This is a genomic window from Stenotrophomonas sp. KH_029, assembly GCF_057839765.1.
Genome location: NZ_CM174498.1, coordinates 1,365,828 through 1,384,594, shown reverse-complemented (window position 1 = coordinate 1,384,594; position 18,767 = coordinate 1,365,828). Strand labels below are relative to the sequence as shown.

The 18,767-nt window shown below is 68.7% G+C and carries 14 protein-coding genes; 4 read left to right on the top strand and 10 right to left on the bottom strand.

Annotation, left to right across the window (positions count from 1 at the left end; genetic code table 11):
- Positions 1 to 17: 17 nt before the first annotated feature.
- A complete protein-coding gene (locus tag AC3ITM_RS06355) occupies positions 18 to 311 on the top strand; it encodes a hypothetical protein (protein ID WP_228886684.1) in 294 nt (97 codons plus the stop codon).
- Between the two features lie 41 nt (positions 312 to 352).
- On the opposite strand, the gene AC3ITM_RS06350 is transcribed toward AC3ITM_RS06355, so the two are convergent.
- Both AC3ITM_RS06350 and AC3ITM_RS06345 read right to left on the bottom strand, forming a co-directional pair.
- Positions 353 to 1,162, bottom strand: coding sequence for a DUF4349 domain-containing protein (locus AC3ITM_RS06350; protein ID WP_489269210.1), 810 nt, complete (start codon positions 1,160 to 1,162; stop codon positions 353 to 355).
- A complete protein-coding gene (locus tag AC3ITM_RS06345; RefSeq protein ID WP_489269208.1) occupies positions 1,162 to 1,518 on the bottom strand; it encodes a GFA family protein in 357 nt (118 codons plus the stop codon). The genes AC3ITM_RS06350 and AC3ITM_RS06345 overlap by 1 nt, the downstream gene beginning before the upstream one ends.
- Positions 1,519 to 1,620: 102 nt before the next feature.
- Here AC3ITM_RS06345 and AC3ITM_RS06340 point away from each other — a divergent pair, with 102 nt between their 5' ends.
- Entirely contained in the window at positions 1,621 to 3,426 is a 1,806-nt protein-coding gene (locus AC3ITM_RS06340; RefSeq protein WP_489269206.1) for a DUF885 domain-containing protein, read from the top strand.
- Positions 3,427 to 3,849: 423 nt separating this feature from the next.
- On the opposite strand, the gene AC3ITM_RS06335 is transcribed toward AC3ITM_RS06340, so the two are convergent.
- Together AC3ITM_RS06335 and AC3ITM_RS06330 are read right to left on the bottom strand one after the other, a co-directional pair.
- Positions 3,850 to 5,682, bottom strand: coding sequence for an ABC transporter ATP-binding protein (locus AC3ITM_RS06335; RefSeq protein WP_489269204.1), 1,833 nt, complete (start codon positions 5,680 to 5,682; stop codon positions 3,850 to 3,852).
- Between the two features lie 88 nt (positions 5,683 to 5,770).
- Positions 5,771 to 7,366, bottom strand: a complete 1,596-nt coding sequence (locus tag AC3ITM_RS06330) for a serine hydrolase (protein ID WP_489269202.1) — start codon at positions 7,364 to 7,366, stop codon at positions 5,771 to 5,773.
- 184 nt (positions 7,367 to 7,550) lie between these two features.
- Here AC3ITM_RS06330 and AC3ITM_RS06325 point away from each other — a divergent pair, with 184 nt between their 5' ends.
- Positions 7,551 to 8,369, top strand: coding sequence for a DUF72 domain-containing protein (locus tag AC3ITM_RS06325; protein WP_489269200.1), 819 nt, complete (start codon positions 7,551 to 7,553; stop codon positions 8,367 to 8,369).
- A 66-nt stretch (positions 8,370 to 8,435) separates the two neighbouring features.
- On the opposite strand, the gene AC3ITM_RS06320 is transcribed toward AC3ITM_RS06325, so the two are convergent.
- Positions 8,436 to 9,104 (bottom strand): Pr6Pr family membrane protein, encoded by a 669-nt coding sequence (locus AC3ITM_RS06320; protein ID WP_489269198.1) that lies wholly within the window; start codon positions 9,102 to 9,104, stop codon positions 8,436 to 8,438.
- 76 nt (positions 9,105 to 9,180) lie between these two features.
- On the opposite strand from AC3ITM_RS06320, the gene AC3ITM_RS06315 reads away from it, so the two are divergent.
- Positions 9,181 to 10,128 (top strand): DMT family transporter, encoded by a 948-nt coding sequence (locus AC3ITM_RS06315; protein WP_489270041.1) that lies wholly within the window; start codon positions 9,181 to 9,183, stop codon positions 10,126 to 10,128.
- Between the two features lie 33 nt (positions 10,129 to 10,161).
- Here the strand turns inward: AC3ITM_RS06315 and AC3ITM_RS06310 are convergent, their stop codons facing one another.
- From AC3ITM_RS06310 to AC3ITM_RS06290, 5 genes are all read right to left on the bottom strand, one after another.
- Positions 10,162 to 11,322, bottom strand: coding sequence for an AAA family ATPase (locus AC3ITM_RS06310; RefSeq protein ID WP_489269196.1), 1,161 nt, complete (start codon positions 11,320 to 11,322; stop codon positions 10,162 to 10,164).
- Between the two features lie 166 nt (positions 11,323 to 11,488).
- Entirely contained in the window at positions 11,489 to 12,211 is a 723-nt protein-coding gene (locus AC3ITM_RS06305; RefSeq protein WP_228886675.1) for a pseudouridine synthase, read from the bottom strand.
- 60 nt (positions 12,212 to 12,271) lie between these two features.
- On the bottom strand, positions 12,272 to 13,924 hold the full coding sequence (locus AC3ITM_RS06300; protein ID WP_489269194.1) for a sensor domain-containing diguanylate cyclase: 1,653 nt from the start codon (positions 13,922 to 13,924) through the stop codon (positions 12,272 to 12,274).
- A gap of 185 nt (positions 13,925 to 14,109) precedes the next feature.
- On the bottom strand, positions 14,110 to 16,491 hold the full coding sequence (locus AC3ITM_RS06295; protein WP_489269192.1) for a putative bifunctional diguanylate cyclase/phosphodiesterase: 2,382 nt from the start codon (positions 16,489 to 16,491) through the stop codon (positions 14,110 to 14,112).
- Between the two features lie 219 nt (positions 16,492 to 16,710).
- On the bottom strand, positions 16,711 to 18,645 hold the full coding sequence (locus AC3ITM_RS06290; protein WP_489269190.1) for a DEAD/DEAH box helicase: 1,935 nt from the start codon (positions 18,643 to 18,645) through the stop codon (positions 16,711 to 16,713).
- Positions 18,646 to 18,767: the final 122 nt, after the last annotated feature.

Sequence of the window (18,767 nt, the reverse complement as noted above, 5' to 3'; positions counted from 1 at the left end):
CCCACAGGGCGCATGCCATGGCCATGTTGCGACTCCGAATCACCGGCAGCGAAGACGATGCGCGTGCCATCACCGACCTGCTGCAAGGCATCGAGGGCATCGAGCACATCGAGGAAACCGATGACCTGATGCCGCACATGGACGACGACGACTCCAGTTCGGCCGGCCTGTCCGACGACATCGGCCCGGGCATCCACGAACTGGAAGTGGAAGTGGGCAACGCCCATACCGCCCAGCGCGTGCGCGATGCGGTGCAGGAACTGGCGCTGGAGCTGGATGTGTTCGTCGAGTACGAGCACGACGAAGGCTGACCGTTGCGCGGTGCCGGCAGACCCGGCACCGCGCAACGGGCTCAATCGCGCTGCGCGGCCCGCGCGCGCCGGCGGCGGCGCAGCTTCAGTGCGATCCAGACCACCGCGGCCAGCACCACCACCGCCGGCAGCAGCGCCGACACCGCGCGGATCAGGAAGGCCACGCTGGACGACAGGATCCCGCCGGAATCGCGCAGGGCCTCGCCAATTTCGCTGCGGCTGCGCTGCCCGCTGGAGGTCTCGAACTGCAGCGTCAGCAGCTGGGTATCGATGCGCCGGCGCTGCTGGGCAGCATCGCGGGTGGCCTGCTCGACCCCTGCTTCGATTTCCGACAACCGCTGGGTGATGGTCAGCAGGTCGGCCACGGCCAAGCCGCCGCGGTCCTGGTAGGCCAGCAACCGCTCGTGCTCCTTCTGCAGGCGCGCCTTGGTCAATGCGGTGTCGGCCACCTGCTGGGCCAGGTCTTCGGCCTGGGTATTGCGCGAAGCCAGTTCGCCGCCCTGCCCGGCCAGGCCGATCAGCGGCTCCACGCCCTTGGGTGCGATCCGCACCCGGATCGAGCCGCTGGGGTACTCGCCGCCCTCCTGGCTGACCTGCAGCACGGCGCAGTCGCCAAAGCGGCTGGACTGGCAGGCATCGGCCAACTGCTTGACGCGCCCGGCGATTTTTCCCGCGTCAACCCGAATCCGCACATCGTGCTCATAGGCCAGCGCCGCCCCTTCCGGCGACGCCACCGCGCCGGCGGCATCGGCCGCCGCTTCTCCGGCGCCCTCGTGCTTGCTGCAACCGGCCAGTACCAGGACCAGCGTCCCTGCCAGGGCGGCGCCCAGGCGCCATGTCGTCCTTGTCATTACCGGCTTGCTCCGTCGTAGTGGGTGATATTCAACCCGCCCAGGTCCAGCCCGGGCAGGCAACGTACATTGACCGCCACCATCGCCTGGCCGCTGCGCGGGTCCACGCCCTCGCTGAACGGGGCAGTGCCGCAGCTGCGGCAATAGTGGTGTTCCAGGTGGTGCTGGTTGAACTGGTAGGTGGCCAGGTCGGCCGGGTCGGTCTGCAGCTGCAGTGCCGCGCGCGGGGCGAACCACAGCAGGCCGCCGCGCCGGCGGCACAACGAACAGTTGCAGTCGATCACCTCGGCGATCGGGTCGGTGGCCTCGACCACGAACGCAATCTGCCCGCAATGGCAGCTTCCTTCGTACTGCATGGCGCACCCTCCGGCTGGAAAGCGCCATGGTAATCCAATGGCACGGGCGCCAGCGGCCCGGCCGGCCTATGCTCGGGGATTGACCACTGCACAGGATCGCCGATGCGCCAGCATCTCCTCGCCCTCGCCCTGATCGCCGCCCTGGGCGGTTGCCAGCCGGCCGACGCCCCGTCCGCCACCGGCACTCCGGCCGCGGCCACTGCCGGCGATGCCGCGGTGGACGCCGCCTTCGCCGACCTGTCCAAGCGCGCCCTGGACACCTGGATGCAGCTGTCGCCGATCAGCGCCACCCAGATCGGCGACCACCGCTACGACAGCGAGATCGACGACCTCAGCGCCGCCGGCCAGCAGAAGGTACTGGCCGCCTACAAGGGTCTGGTCGCCGACCTGGACCGCATCGATGTAAGCAAGCTCTCGCGCGAAAACCAGGTGGACGCGGCGATCCTGCGCAACCAGCTGCAGTCGGAGATCTGGAGCGCCGAGGTACTGCAGGCATCGCGCTGGGATCCGCAGATCTACAACGGCCTGGCCGGCAGTGCCCTGTATGGCCTGATGGCACGTGAGTTCGCGCCGCTGCCCGAGCGCCTGAAGGCAGCCACCGCGCGCATGGAGAAGCTGCCGCAGATCTTCGCCCAGGCCCGCGCCAACCTGGATCCGGCGCGCGTGCCGAAGATCCACGCCGAGACCGTGGCCAAGCAGAACCGCGGCATCCTCAGCATCGTCGATACCTTCATCACCCCGCACATCGGTGAACTGCCGGCCGAAGATGGCAAGCGCCTGCAGGCGGCAATCGACGGGCTGAAGAAGGCGGTCGACGAACAGCAGACCTGGCTGGACAAGACCCTGGTGCCCAACGCCAAGGGCGATTTCCGCATTGGTGCCGAGCTGTACGACCAGAAGCTGAAGTTCGCGCTGAACTCCTCGCTGTCGCGCGCCCAGATCGGCGAACGCGCACGGGCCGAGCTCAAGCGCGTGCGCCAGGACATGTACGGCATCGCCCAGACCGTGCTGAAGGACAAGCCCGGCGCCCCGGCGCTGCCGGCCAACCCCAGCGACGCCCAGCAGCAGGCGGCGATCGAAGCGGCGCTGGAACTGGCCTATGCCGACAAGCCCGCCCGCGACAAGGTGGTCGATGACGCCAAGGCGGCGCTGGCCCAGTCCACCGAGTTCGTGCGCAAGCACGACCTGATGACCCTGCCCGATTCGCCGGTGGACATCATCCTGATGCCCGAATTCCAGCGCGGCGTGGCCGTGGCCTACTGCGATTCGCCGGGCCCGCTGGACAAGAACCTGAAGACCTTCTACGCGGTCTCGCCGATTCCCGACGACTGGAGCGACAAGCAGGTCGATTCGTTCCTGCGCGAATACAACAGCCGCATGATCCACCTGCTGAGCATCCACGAAGGCACCCCGGGCCACTACCTGGAAGGCTGGCATTCGGGCAAGTTCCCCTCCACGCTGCGCGCGGTGCTGCGTTCGGGCCTGTTCGCCGAGGGTTGGGCGGTCTACACCGAGCGGATGATGCAGGAGCAGGGCTACCTGGACAACGATCCGCTGTTCCATCTGGTGCAGTTGAAGTTCTACCTGCGCACCATCTCCAACGCGATCCTGGACCAGGGCGTGCACGTGGACAACTGGACACGTGAGCAGGCCATGCAGCTGATGACCCACGATGCGTTCCAGCAGGAAAGCGAAGCCTCGGGCAAATGGGTGCGCGCGCAGCTGACCTCGGCGCAGCTGCCGACCTACTTCGTCGGCGCGCAGGAGCACTTCGACACGCGCAAGGCCGTGCAGGACAAGCAGGGCGCCAAGTTCAACCTGAAGGCCTACCACGACCAGATGCTGTCCTACGGCGCCCCGCCGGTGCGTTTCGCGCGCCAGCTGATGCTGGACCAGCCGATCGAGTAAGCCGTGCCGCCGGGCGATGCCCGTCGTGCACGTATGGACAGGCGAACGGCCCGGTGAGAACCGGGCCGTTTTTCTTTGGTCTTCGCCGATCTGCGGGGAGACCAGCTGCAAACTACAGCCTCAGATCAAAAGCGGTGACGCACGTACTCGCTGGTTGGGCTGGCGCGGGTGGGTTGGTGGGACACGCCGTGAACCCCGCTCCGCGGTCCGGCCCAGCCGCCAGCGGCTAGGCGTTCGGGCGAATGTGAGGCAGTGCCTCGCAAGCAATCCGCCCTCACCCTTGGGGGCTTGGCGAAAACATGGATGTTTTCTACGAGCCTACAGGGATGTATTCACGGCGTGTCCCGCATACCCGCACCCGCCAGCCAAGCCGCCGGGACCGGAACAACAACAGGCATTGGCTTCCTGGCTTCTACGCCCTGGTCACGCGTCGGCCGCCACGAACCCGCCGGTCTGGCGCGCCCACAAGCGCGCATACAGGCCATTGGCCGCAATCAGCTGCGCATGCGTGCCGGTTTCCACGATCCGGCCTTCGTCCATCACCACCAGCCGGTCCATGCGCGCGATGGTCGACAAACGGTGCGCGGTCGCGATCACCGTCTTGCCGGCCATCAGCTCGTCCAGGTTGTCCTGGATGGCCGCCTCCACTTCCGAATCCAGTGCCGAGGTCGCTTCGTCCAGCACCAGGATCGGCGCGTCCTTGAGCAGTACCCGGGCAATGGCGATGCGCTGGCGCTGGCCGCCGGACAACTTCACCCCGCGTTCGCCCACGTGGGCGTCATAGCCCTGCCGCCCTTCGCCATCGCGCAGCGTGTCGATGAAGGCCGACGCGCGCGCCTTGGCCACCGCCGCGCGCAGCTGTTCCTCGGTCGCATCCGGACGCCCGTACAACAGGTTGTCGCGGATCGACCGGTGCAGCAGCGAGGTGTCCTGGGTGACCACCCCGATCTGCCCGCGCAGACTCTCCTGGGTGACCCCGGCGATATCCTGGCCATCGATGCGGATCTGCCCGCTTTCCAGGTCGTACAGCCGCAACAGCACGTTGACCAGGGTCGACTTGCCCGCACCGGAGGGCCCGACCAGGCCGATCTTCTCGCCCGGCGCCACCACCAGGTCGAGCCCGGCGATCACGCCGCCGGCCTTGCCGTAATGGAAATGGATGTGGTCGAAATGCACGGCGCCCCGGCTGACCTGCAAGGGCACGGCATCGGCACGGTCCTGCACGGTCAGCGGCTGCGAGATGGTGGTGATGCCGTCCTGCACCGTACCGATATCCTCGAAGATGCCGTTGATGGTCCACATGATCCAGCCGGACATGTTGTGGATGCGGATCACCAGGCCGGTGGCCAGGGTGATCGCGCCCACCGTGATATGCCCACCGTTCCACAGCCACAGCGCCAGCGCGCAGGTGCCCACGATCAGGAAACCGTTGACGACGGCGATGGTCACTTCCAGCCCGGTGGTGACCCGGGTCTGGCCGCGGTGCTTGGTTGCCAGTTCCCCGATCGCTTCGGCCACGTAGGCCTGCTCGCGCCCGCCATGGGCGAACAGCTTCAGCGTGGGCACGTTGGTGTAGCCATCCACGATGCGGCCCATCGCCTTGGAACGCGCCTCCGAGGCAAGCCACGCCCGCTGCTTGGCGCGCGGTACGAAGTACCACATGATCACCACGTAGCTGCCCATCCACAGGGCCAGCGGAATCATCAGCCGCCAGTCGGCCTGTGCGAACAGGTACAGCGCAGTGCCGGTGTAGACCAGGATGTACCAGACCGAATCGACCATCTGCACCGCCGATTCGCGCAGCGAGGTGCCGGTCTGCATCACCCGGTTGGCCATGCTGCCGGCGAAGTCGTTCTGGAAGAAGCTCAGGCTCTGCCGCACCACGTAGTTGTGCATCAGCCAGCGCGAGCGGTTGCTCAACCCCGGCACGATCGCCTGGTTGACCAGCAGGCTGTGCAGCGATACCAGCAGTGGCCGTGCGATCAGGGTGATGCCGGCCATCCACATCAGCGTGTTGGCATGCCGTGCAAAGAAGCCGCTGCCGGGCTGCTCGGCGACCATGTCCACGATGCGGCCAAGGAAATCGAACATCGCCACTTCGACCAGTGCCAGCAGCAGGCCGGCGATCAAGGTGGCCAGCAGCACCGGCCAGACCGGGCGCAGGTAATGGATATAGAACGGCACCACCTTGCGGGGTGGCATGCGCGCATCGATCGGCGGGAACACCGGAATAATCGATTCGAACCAGCGGAACATCGCAGTGCACCGAAAACAAAACAGGCCGCGATTATCCCACCGCGGCCTGCCTTTTGTTTTCACCTGCGCAACACGCCGCGCGTGCGGTTCAGCCCTTGTCCGCAGCGGCCACCGGCACCAGCAGCAGGTCCTGGAAATCGAAGCTGAAATCGGTCAGCGCCGAAATCGCCTGCATGCGCACTTCCCGCACCTTGCCGTCCGGGTCGAGGTTGAAATTCACGAAGGCATCGGCATTGAGCGAACGATCATCCCAGCGCACCAGGAAGGTATCGTGTTGCCAATGCTCCAGCGTGCCGATCAACTGCGCGGTCTTGCCGAAGCGCAGGCGCAGCTTGCCGCCCTCCTGTTCGATGAACACATCGCCGTACCACGCGTCGCGATAACCACCGGCATAGCGTGCCAGCGGCAGCGACGGCTTGGATTTCGCATCGCGCGCGGCCTGGTGCCTGGCCCAGCCCTCGTCCGCCTTTTCCTGCGACTTGGCGACGGCGGCCGCATACGCAGCGACCCAATCGGTGGCCGGTGCCTGCAGGTAGGCATCGAGCACGTCCATGGTGATCGCATTGAAGGCCGCGCCCACTTCCTGGTTGGTCAACACCACGATGCCCAGCTTGTGCTCCGGCACCAGGGTCACGCGCGAAACCATCCCCGGCCAGCCGCCGGTATGCCAGACCAGTTTCTGGCCACGGTAGTCGCTGAGGCTCCAGCCTTCGCCATAGCCGGCGAAGTTCGGCCGCGCCGCGGCCAGCTGCGGCACGCTCGGCTCGGGCACGACCTGCGGCGTGATCATCTGCCACATCGCCTGCTGGGTCTTTGCGGTGAACAGCGGCTGCCCGTTCTCCAGCGTGCCCTGGGCCAGCTGCACGTTCATCCAGCGCGCCATGTCGTGGACGCTGGAATAGATGCCGCCGGCGCCGGCATTGTTGGACCAGGTCAGCGGCGCGACGGTACGCAGCTGGCTGAAATCGTACTTGGCGTGACCGACCGCGGCGTTGTCGCCGGGCTGCAGATGGTCGGCGTTGTAGCGGGTGCCGCGCATCCCGACCGGCGTGAAGATGTGCTGCTGCAGGAAGTCCGCATAGGTCTGCCCGGACACCTGCTCGATCACCTGCTGGGCGACCGCGTAGAGAATGTTGTCGTAGGCATAGCGATCACGGAAACCGGCTTTCAGCGGCACGTTGCCCAGACGCTGCACCACCTCTTTGTTGCTGTAGGAGGTGGTCGGCCAGAACAGCAGGTCGCCCGCACCCAGGCTCAGGCCACTACGATGCGAGAGCAGGTCGCGGATGCGCATCTCGCCGGTGACATACGGATCGGACATGCGGAAGCCGGGCAGGTGCTCGATCACCCGATCGTCCATCTTCAGCTTGCCCTGCTCGGCCAGCAGGTTCAGCGCGGTGGCGGTGAACGCCTTGGTATTGGAGGCGATCGCAAACAGGGTGTCGGCCTGCACCGGCGCCGGCTTGCCCAGTTCGCGCACGCCGTAGCCACGCTCGAACACCACCTGGCCATCCTTCACCACCGCCACTGCGATGCCAGGCACGTCGAACTGGCTGCGCACGCGCTCCACGGTGGCGTCCAGGCGCTGCAGTGGCGCCGGTGCCGACGCCGACGCAAGGGGTGCGCATGCCAGCAGCACGAGGCCTCCGATCCAGGATGTGTTCAAACAGTGTCTCCTTTGCATGTCACGGGGGCGTGGACACCGTCAGGTCGCCGGCGCCGGGTTTCGCATGATGGTAACGCCGCGACGTTCAGGCTCGCCTGTGCCAGAAGCCAGTCCGTCCGGGAACACCGCGCATGACCGCCACCGCCATCAACCTAGCGCCCCGCATGGGGCAACGCCCCCGCGCAGCACGCCAGGCCGGCGCATGAGCGCAGCGCCCGGGCAGATCCGCGCCGGCATCGGTGGCTGGGTGTTTCCGGCCTGGCGCGGCGGCGCGTTCTACCCACCCGGGCTGGCCCAGCGCGAAGAACTGGCGTATGCCAGCGCGCGGCTCGGCTGCATCGAGATCAACAGCACGTTCTACCGTGCACAGACGCCGGCGGTGTATGCGCAATGGCGCGCGCAGACCCCGCCCGGTTTCCTTTTTTCGGCCAAGGCGCCGCGCACCATCACCCAATCCCACGACCTGTCCAGGGTGGGTGCCCGGGTGGAGGACTTCATCGGCGGCATCGTCGCGCTGGGCGATCGGCTGGGCCCGCTGGTGTGGCAGTTCGCCGAGCGCCATCCGGCGATGGCGCAGGAGTTCGATCGGTTCCTGCAGGGGCTGCCGCGCCAGGCCGACGGCCAACGGCTACGGCATGCACTGGAGGTCCGCAACCCGGCGGCATGGACGCCGGAACTGCTGGCGGTGGCCCGCGCGCACCATGTGGCGCTGGTGTTCAGCGGTTCTGCCGACTACCCCAGTTTCGCCGATCCCACCGCCGATTTCGTCTATGCGCGCCTGATGCAGGCGCGCGCCACGCTGCGCGCCGGGTATCCCGAGCGTGCGCTGGAGCAATGGTGCCTGCGCGCGATGCGCTGGGCGCGCGGGGACGACAACCCGGACCTGCCGCATCTGATGCCCGAAGCGCCGGCCAGCGGACCGCGCCAGGTGTATGTGCTGTTCATCGGCGCGGCCAAACAGCGCAACCCGGCTGCGGCGCTGGCACTGCGCGAGCAGTTGCAGCGGCTCGGTGCAGCGTAGCGCCGAGGGGTGGTCGGCTACCGTTCCGCACATCCCGCCAGACCCGTACCGACCAACGGTCGGTACCTACCGTGCCGGCGACCGGTTGCCCAGGCGCGCATCGATCCGCCACAGCAGCGCGCCCAGCGCCACGAACGCCAATGCCACCACGGCGGCATTGCGCGCCACCGTGGCCATCCCGAGCTGCACCAGGTCCAGGAACGGGTACGGGTACTGCCCGCTCCAGCGCCCGACCAGCAGTGCCCAGCCCAGGTAGGCCGTCGGGAACAGCAGCGCCCATCCCAGCTGGCGCCAGCACAGGTGGCCATGCGGCCCGGCCAGCCAGCCCAGCAGGTACAGCGCCGGCACCGCGTAGTGCAGGCCGGTGTCGGCCCACCATTGCGCGCCCTGCGGTTGCCACAGGGTGCGCAGGATCAGCACATAGATCAGCCCGGTGATGCCGATGTACAGCGCCACCGCCGCACTCGGCGCGGGCGCGGCCATGCCGTGGCGGCGGCCGCGCAGGCGCGCCAGGCAGACCGCGGCCACCGCGATGTTGCTCAGGATGGTGAAGTAACCCAGCAACTGCAGCGTGGCCAGGCCGTTGCCGCGGCTGGCGCCCACGCTCTGCAGCAGCAGCGCGTACTGCAGCCCGAGCGCGGCCAGCGCGACCAGGCCGGTCAGCGCGGCCCAGGCGCGCGCGCCGGCCGAAGGCGGCGGGACGGCGGCAGCGGGGTGGATGCGGGCAGGTTCCATCGGCGCAGCATGCCATGGCCTGCGCCGCCGCGACATGACCGTTTCACCCGGCCAGCCGGTGCCGCACAATACCCCGATGCCGATCTCCGACACCCGCAAGGCCCTGCTGCAAATCCACTTCTGCGTCCTGCTGTGGGGCGTCACCGCCATCCTCGGCAAGCTGATCACCCTGCCCGCACTGCCCCTGGTGTGGTGGCGCATGCTGCTGGTGGTGGCGATGCTGGCCCTGCTGCCGCGGGTCTGGCGCGGGCTGCGCCAGTTGTCGCCGGCGCTGTTCGCCGGTTACTGCGGGGTCGGTGCGCTGGTGGCGCTGCACTGGCTGACCTTCTACGGCGCGGTCAAACTGGCCAATGCCTCGGTGGCGGCCACCTGCATCGCGCTGGCGCCGGTGTTCACCGCGGTGATCGAACCGTGGGTGGCCAAGCGCCCCTTCCAGCTGCGCGAGCTGGCCTTCGGCATCGCGGTGCTGCCCGGGGTGGCGCTGGTGGTCGGTGGGGTGCCGCACGGCATGCGCCTGGGGGTGCTGATCGGGGCGTTGTCGGCGCTGCTGGTGGCGGTGTTCGGCTCGCTCAACAAGCGCCTGGTCAGCCATGCCGACCCGCTGACGGTGACCGCCCTGGAACTGGGCGCCGGCACCGTCACCTTGACCCTGCTCGCCCCGGCCCTGCCGTTGCTGCTGCCGGCCCTGGCCAGCCCGCTGTGGGTGGTGCCCAGCCTGCATGATGGCCTGTTGCTGCTGGGCCTGGCCGGGGTCTGCACGCTGCTGCCGTTTGCCCTGGCGCTGGTGGCGCTGCGCCACCTCAGCGCCTATACGGTGCAGCTGGTGACCAACCTGGAACCGGTCTACGCGATCGTGCTGGCGATGGTCCTGCTCAGCGAGCAGCGCGAACTGACCCCGCTGTTCTATGCCGGCGTGGCCATCATCATCGGCGCGGTGTTCCTGCACCCGCTGTTGAACCGCCGCAAGCCGGTCGAGCATGCCGAGATCCTGGCCACCGCCGAGGCGCGCAACATCGTCGATTGAAGGGCGTGCGCCGCACCGACCAACGGTCGGCAGCTACCGCGTGGGCCAGTGCCAGGCCGGCGCATCCAGCAGGCCCTGTCCCTCTACGCAGGTGCGGCCGAACGCCTTGTGCAGGCCGATCGTATGGCAGGCTGGATCCTCCTGCAGCGCGGCGATCAGGCGACTGGCATGCGACACCACCCACAGCTGGCTGCGTGCACTGGCGGCAATGATCAATCGCGCCAAGGCCGGCAGCAGGTCCGGGTGCAGGCTGGTTTCCGGTTCGTTGAGCACCAGCAGCGGCGGCGGTCGCGGGGTATGCAGGGCGGCCACCAGCAGCAGGTAGCGCAGCGTACCGTCGGACAGTTCGGTGGCCGCCAGCGGGCGCAGCAGACCGGGTTGCCGGAAGCTCAGCGACAGCCGTCCGTCATGGGCATCGATGGCCACCTGCGCGCCGGGAAACGCATCGTCCACGGACCGGGCCAGCGCCGGCGCATCGCCGATTTCCAGGATGGTCTGCCAGGCCGCGGCCAGGTCGTGGCCGTCATGGCCGAGCACCGGGGTGCGGATCGCCAGCGTCGGCTGCCGCGCCGGGGCCGCGCTGTCGGTGCGGAAATGGTCGTGGAAGCGCCAGCGCCGGATGTACTCGCGCAGCTGCATCACCTCGGGCATGCGCTGGGGGTCAGCCAGTTGCGAGAACAGGCTGTCGAACCCGGACAACGGTTCGTCCAGGGCTTCCCAGCTGCGCCCGGCGCGCCGCCGCACGCGCGCGCCACGGCGTTCGACCAGCAGGTTGGCAGTGCGCAGGAACGGGCCGGCCCAGATGCATTCGGCCTTGATCTGCGGCTCCAGGTCGAACATCGACTGGCTCGGCACCGGCAGGCCGAGGTCGATCGCATAGCCGAACGCCTCGGCGGCAAACCCCAGCCGCAGCGACACCGGCTGGGTCCGGGCCGTGCCCTGCAACGGCATCTCGCCATCGCGCACGCGCCGGTCCAGCTGTTCCGGGCCGGCCCACAATGCCGAGGCCAGCCCGCCTTCGCGCGCCAGCGCCGCCGCCACGCCCCCCTGCGCGGTTTCGGCCAGCAGGCGCAGCGCGCGGTACAGGCTGGATTTGCCGCTGCCGTTGTCGCCGGTGACCAGGTTCAGGCGATCCATCGGCACCACCAGACCCTGCAGGGATCGGTAGTTGGCCACGGCCAGGGTCTGCAACATGCGCGGGAACTCCATACTGAAGAGCCGGCAGTGTGCCCGGCACCGGTCGCAGCGCCTGCGACCGGCTCCGTCGGCGCGTACCACCCGGCTGCCGCCATCGCGCTTGGCAAGCTGATGTGCCCGCGCCGTCTATCGGCAGCGCCGGATCAGCGCATGATGCCGGCCATCACCATTCCTGTTGCTGGGGCAGCAGCCCCTTCAACTCGGCATCGGTGAGGTTGCGCCACTGGCCAGGCTTGAGCGCGCCGATCTTGATGTTGTCGATGCGTACCCGGCGCAGTTGGGTGACCCGGTAGCCGAACGCGGCAGCCATCAACCGGATCTGCCGGTTCAGGCCCTGCTGCAGGATCACCCGGAAGCCGAACTTGGCCAGCCGGCTGGTCCGGCACGGCAGCGTGGTTTCATCGCGGATGCGCACGCCGCGGGCCATGCCGCGCAGGAATTCGTCGGTGACCTGCTTGTTGACCGCCACCATGTATTCCTTCTGGTGGCCGTTCTCGGCGCGCAGGATCTGGTTGACGATGTTGCCGTTGCTGGTCAGCAGGATCAGGCCTTCGGAATCCTTGTCCAGGCGGCCGATCGGGAAGATCCGCTGTTCGTGGCCGACGAACTCCACGATGTTGCCCTTGACCGAGCTTTCGGTGGTGCAGGTGATGCCCACCGGCTTGTTCAGCGCGATATAGACATGCTTGCGGCCGCCGGCCTTCTTCGCCTCGCGCGCGCGCAGCGGCTGGCCGTCGACCAGCACCACGTCGTCCGGCCCGACCACCGCGCCGGTACCGGCGGGATGGCCATTGACGGTGACGCGACGCTCGCCGATCAGGCGGTCGGCTTCGCGGCGGGAACAGAAGCCGGTTTCGGCGATGAACTTGTTGAGTCGGGTTGTCATCGGGCCATTATCCGGCAAACACGGGCCGTACAGGGCAACGGCGTGGCGTTGCCGGCCGCGTCAGACCATCAGCGGGTCGCTGGCCGCGGCCGGCTGTTCAGCGTCGTAGACCTGGTTGCGGCCGGCGCGCTTGGCGCAGTACATGGCGTGGTCGGCGCGGCGCAGCAGCGCCGGCAGGTCGTCGGCCGGCCCGCGCAGCACCGCCAGGCCGATGCTGGCCGACACGTCCAGGCCCGGAATGGCCAACGCCTGCCTCACCGCCACCACCTGCTGGCGCACGCTTTCCAGCCGGGCCAGGGCGGTAAGGCGGTTGGTGCCGGGCAGCAGCACCAGGAACTCTTCCCCGCCCATGCGGATCACATCATCGTGGTTGCGTACCGCCCCGCGCAGGCCGCGCGCCACCGCCACCAGCACCTGGTCGCCGACGTCATGGCCGAACTGGTCGTTGATGTCCTTGAACAGGTCGATGTCCAGAAAGCCGATCGCCAGCGGCTGCTGCTCCTGCCGGGCCCGCTGCAGGTACTCGGCCAGCAGGCGCAGCCCGGCGCGGCGGTTGGGCAGGCCGGTCAGCGCGTCGGTGTCGGCCAGCTGGCGCATCTCGTCGCGCTGTTGGCGCAGCCGGCCCAGGCGCAGGTTCAGCGCATAGGCGGACATCATCAGGAACCAGGTGGCCGACAGCTGCAGCGCCTCGATCCGGTAGGCCACCACCCACTGCGCGTGCAGCGCATCGGCGATGATCATCACCCACCACGGCGCCAGCGCACTCAGCCCGGCCAGTGCATAACGGTCGCGCCGCAGCAGTGCCCACAGGCCCACGCCCAGGCATACCGCGCAGCCGGCCAGGTACAGCGTCTCCAGCGCCGCCGCCCACCAGCCCAGGGCGGCCAGGCCCATCCACGGCACGCACAGGCCGACCGCGATCAGCCCCCACAGCGCGCCCTGCTGGGCCCCGCGCGACCCTGGCCAGAGCCGGTCGCCGCCGTTGAGCCGCCACAGGATCGGCAACAGCAGCGCTTCGGTGAACGCGGTCAGCGCCACCAGCCACCACGAGGCGCGGTCGTCCACCGGCAGCCACGGCTCGGGGTAGCCGCTCAGGCCGCCCAGCACCGCCTGCCACAGCACGAACACCAGGCAGACCGCGACGAAGACCAGGAAGGAACGGTCCTTGGCGGTGACGTAGCCGATCAGCGCCGACAGCGCCAGCGCGATCGCCACGGCGATGCAGGCCGCGCGCACCAGCAGCCGCGCGGTGTCGTTCTGCTGCACCGGGCTGGGCCCGCCCAGCTGCACGGTGGGAATCCAGCGCGGTTTGAGCGGGGCGGCCCAGGCCACCACGATCGGTTCGTGCCCGCCGGCCGGCGGCACCACCACCATGCCGATCCCGGCGCGGAAGCGCGAATCGCGGGTGCGCGCGTCGTGCATGCTGCCGCAGATCTCGCGGTCGCCGTGGCTGATGCGCACTTCCCCGGCCAGCACGCCGAACACATCCACCGCCTGCGGCTCGCCCGACCAGCCATCGGCAGGCGCCGGCACCGCCAGCACCTGCTGGTGGCGCGCCAGCACATCGGCACTGCAGGCGCGCTGCGGCGTGCGCTCGGCGGTAGCCGCGCCCAGCAGCAGCACGTCATGCCCGACCCGGGCCGGGTCCAGCGCTGCCGCCGACGCCTGCCAGACACCGGGCCACAGCAACAGCCATGCCAGCAGCCAGCACACTGCGCCTTTCCCACCGAACCTGCCGTGCCCGTACCTCACGCCCTGCCCCGCCCGTTCCGTCGTGCCCACGCACAGCGCGTGCCGCCCCTGGCCGGGATTATCGCAAGATCCCGGCACTTTCACGCTGGACGGTACGCATCCGCATCCGCCGGCGTGCGAACGCTACGGCGACTGCTTGGCCGCGATCATGGCAGGCCTGGGCGGCCATCGGATGACACGCCGCTGCGCAGCGGGCGCAATGCCGGCTGGGTCATCCGCTCCAGGGCCATCGGGCGTTCGATCGCATAACCCTGCAACCCGTCCACGCCCAGCTGCTGCAGCTGGGCGGCCACCTCCAGCGATTCCACCCATTCGGCCACCACGGTCATATGCAGTTCGCGGCCGATCTCGGTGATCGCCCGCACCGCCGCGCGGCTGACCGGATCGATGTCCATATCGCGCACGAACACCCCGTCGATCTTGAGCATGTCCGCCGGCAGCTGGCGCAGGTAGCTGAACGAGGACAGCCCCGACCCGAAGTCGTCCAGCGCCACCCGGCAGCCGCGCGCCTTGACCCCTTCGATGAAGTTGCGGGCCTGGGCCAGGCTGCTGATCGCGGCGGTTTCGGTGATCTCAAAGCACAACTTGCGGGCCAGCCCGCGGTTGCGTTCGAGCAGGTCGCAGACGAAGGCCAGGAAGCTGGGCTCGGCGATCGATTGCGCCGACACGTTGACATTGCACAGGCCCAGCACCTGCACGTGCGCCGGGCACACCTGCAGGTGCCGGAACAGCAGCGACAGCACGTGCCGGTCCAGCGCCATGCCCATCCCATAGCGCTCCACCGCCGGCATGAACGCGCCCGGCCCCTGCAGTACCCCATCGACGCCGCGCATGCGCACCAGCACTTCATAGTGCAGGAAACCCGGGTCGCCGACCCGCTCGATGCGCTGGGCATACAGCAGCATGCGGTTGTCGGCGATCGCGCTGGACACCTGGGCCAGGCGGTCGGCCTCCAGCCGGCGTTCGTCCAGTGCCAGGCGGCTCTCGTTGAAGCAGTGCACGCGGTTGCGCCCGGCCTCCTTGGCCGCATAGCAGGCACTGTCGGCGGCGCTCATCAACCAGTTGACGTCCGCCGCCTCGTCGGTGACTTCCACCACCCCGATGCTGCAGCTCACCCGCGGGCTGCCTTCGGCATGCAGGAAACCGGCCTGGCCGAGGCTGCGCACGATCCGCTGCAGCGCCTGTTTGGCCTCGTCCTGGCCGACATTGGCCAGCAACAACGCGAACTCGTCGCCGCCCAGCCGGCCGACCCAGTCGCCATCGCGCACCGCGCCGACCAGGTAGTCGGCCATCCTGCGCAGCAACTGGTCGCCGGCCGCGTGGCCCAGGCCATCGTTGACCAGCTTGAAGTAATCCAGGTTGATGTAGCACAGGCTGTGCACGCCACCGTGGGCACGCACGTCCAGCAGCGCCAGCTCGATCAGGCGCTCGATCTCGCGCCGGTTGATCAGGCCGGTGAGCGGGTCGTGGCTGGCGTGGTGCTGCACCTCGCGGGCCAGCGCATGGTTCTGCGAGACATCTTCGATGATCGCAAATACCATCGGCGCATGCCCGGGCATCGCCACCAGGGTGCCGCTCCAGCGCCCCCACAACAGCCCGCCGTTGGCGCAGCGGAAGCGCAGTTCGGCCGGGCGCAGCTGGCGCGGCCAGTCGATCCGGCCGTGGTCGTCGAACACCAGCTCACCCTCGGCCAGCAGGTCCGGCAGGGCCAGCCCGAGCAGGGTTTCGCGGCGGTAGCCGAGGATATCGGCGATGGCCTGGTTGGCTTCAACGATGCCGCCGTCGGCATCCAGCTTGAGCATGCCCACCGTGGCCAGGTAGAACGCGGCGCGGAAGCGGCTTTCCTTCTCCAGCAAGTCGTGGCGTACCCGCCGCGCCAGCAGCACCGCCACCACGGTGATCAGCAGCACCGACAACCCGCCCACCACCAGCGTGGTGATCCGCACGATCCCTGCGGTGCGCCGCAGCGACATCGAGAACGCCTTGGCCTGGCCCTGCAGGTCGCGGTCCAGGGCCTGCAACCGGTCCTGCAGCATCGCCCGGGTCGCCGGGTCCACCTGCGGCCGTGCGTGCAGGGCCTGCGCGGCGCCGGCCAGGCCGACCAGTTGCAGCAGTGGCGCATCGGTCTGCCGCCACAGGTGCACCGCATCCTTGAAATAGGCCAGGTGGCCCAGATAGCGGAACGACACGATCAAGCGGTTGACGTCGCCCGGCGCATTCTCGCCAGCCAGGAAGCCGCGCCGTGCGCGCGCCAGGTCGGTGTCGGGCTGTTCCAGCGCACGCCGCGCGTCCAGGTCGCCCAACGGCACCGCCAGCGCCTGGCGCGCTTCGGCCAGGTCGCGCGGATGGCCGTGGTCGAGGTAGCGGCTGAGTGCGAAGCTGGCCTGCTGCTGGCTGCGCGACCAATGGCTCTGGCCGACGATCCAGGCCGTCGAGGCCGCCTGCAGTTCCTGGATCAGCGCGGAAATGCCGACCAGCCCGATCGCCACGCCGGTCAGCAGCGCAAAGCGCAGGGTCAACCCCCGCATCGGATACGGCACTCCCCTTGCACCAACGTCCCTGCCAGTTGCCAGCATCGCCGATCCCCCCCGGTGGCCTGTTGTACCAGTTCCATTGCCGCGTGGTCCAACCGGCAGGCTAGGGGCAGCCATGTTGAGATGGCGCGAAACCGCCTGGGCGCAGGCCCTGTCCCCTGAAACAACAACGCCAGCCCGAAGGCTGGCGTTGTGTCGATCACCGTGGGGCGATCAGAAGTTGCGCGGGCCACGCGGCTTGAAGCCATCACGGCGCGGCGGGCGGTCGTTGCCGCCGGGACCGCCCGGGCCACGCGGCTTGCCGCCCTGGCCGAACTTCGGCTTGAACGGCGGGCGCGCCGACGGGGTCAGGTCTTCGCCCGGCTCTACCTTGCGCATCTGAAGCTGCTGGCCCGAGACCCACACCTTCTTCAGGTGGGTCAGCAGGTCCTGCGGCATCTCCGCCGGCAGGTCCAGCACCGAGAAGTCGTCGTGGATGTCGATGCGGCCGATGAAGCGGCTTTCCAGGCCGGCTTCGTTGGCGATCGCGCCGACGATGTTGCCCGGCTTGACGCCGTGCACATGGCCCACTTCGATGCGGAAGGTTTCCATGCCCGGCTCGGCGGCACCACGCGGGGCGATGTCACGGCGCGGCGCGCGCTCGAAGCCGCCCTCGCTGTTGCCGAAATCGCCTTCCGGACGCGGCGGGCGCGGACCACGCTCGTCTTCACGACGCGGGCCACGCTCGAAGCGCGGTTCGAAACGGGCCGGGCGCTCGCCACGGTCGTTGCTGCGCTCGTTGCGCTGGTGCGGGGCACGCTCTTCGCGCGCACCACGGACCGGCGGGGTCAGCAGGAACGGCGAATCGCCCTGCAGCAGCTTGGCCAACGCGGCGGCGATGTCGATCGCCGGCACGTTCTTCTCGCCTTCCAGCCGCTGCAGCAGGTCGCGGTAGAACTCAGTGCCGCCGGCATCGAGCGTGTCGCTGATGCGGCTCATGAACTTGGTGATGCGGGTGTCGTTGACCGCGTCCACGCTCGGCAGCTGCATCTCTTCGATCGGCTGGCGGGTGGCGCGCTCGATCGCACGCAGCATGCCCTTTTCGCGCGGGGTGGCGAACAGGATCGCGTCACCGGTGCGGCCGGCACGGCCGGTACGGCCGATGCGGTGCACGTAGCTTTCGGTGTCGTACGGGATGTCGTAGTTCAGCACGTGGCTGATCCGCTCCACGTCCAGGCCGCGCGCGGCCACGTCGGTGGCCACCAGGATATCCAGCTTGCCTTCCTTGAGCATGCCGATGGTGCGCTCGCGCTGGGCCTGCTGCATGTCGCCGTTGATCGCCGCAGCGGCCAGGCCGCGGGCCTGCAGCTTCTCGGCCAGTTCTTCGGTAGCGGCCTTGGTGCGCGAGAAGATGATCATCGCGTCGAAGGGTTCCACTTCCAGGATGCGGGTCAGCGCATCGAGCTTGTGCATTCCGCTCACCCACCAATAGCGCTGGCGGATGTTGGCCGAGGTGGTGGTCTTGGTCACGATGGTGACTTCGGCCGGGTTCTTCAGGTAGGTCTGGGCGATGCGGCGGATCTGCGAGGGCATGGTGGCCGAGAACAGGGCGACCTGACGGGTCTCCGGCAGCTTCTTGAGCACCGCTTCGACGTCGTCGATGAAGCCCATGCGCAGCATTTCATCGGCTTCGTCAAGCACCAGGGTCTTCAGCTCGGACAGGTCCAGGGTGCCGCGGTTGAGGTGGTCGATCACCCGGCCCGGGGTACCTACCACCACATGCACGCCACGGCGCAGTGCCGACAGCTGCTGGCCGTAGGGCTGGCCGCCGTAGACCGGCAGCACGCGGAAACCGGGGATGCCCGAGGAATAGGTCTGGAACGCCTCGGCGACCTGGATGGCCAGTTCGCGGGTGGGTGCCAGCACCAGCACCTGCGGCTTGGCCTGGTTGAAATCGAGGTTGGACAGCACCGGCAGCGCGAAGGCGGCGGTCTTGCCGGTACCGGTCTGCGCCTGGCCGAGCACGTCGCGGCCTTCCAGCATCGCCGGAATGGTGGCGGCCTGGATCGGCGAGGGGGTTTCATAGCCGACGGTGGCGACCGCCTGCATCACAGCGTCGGACAGGCCGAGATCTGCGAACAGCAGCGGCGCGGGGGATTCTTGGGACATGGGGAACTCCAAAGCACTGCCGTTTGCGTGGCAGTGGGATAAAAAAGGGGATGGTCCGCGCTTTGGGCGCCCTTTCTTATCGCGTGCCCTGGCGCTGCTCGGTCGGAGGAGTACTGACTCGC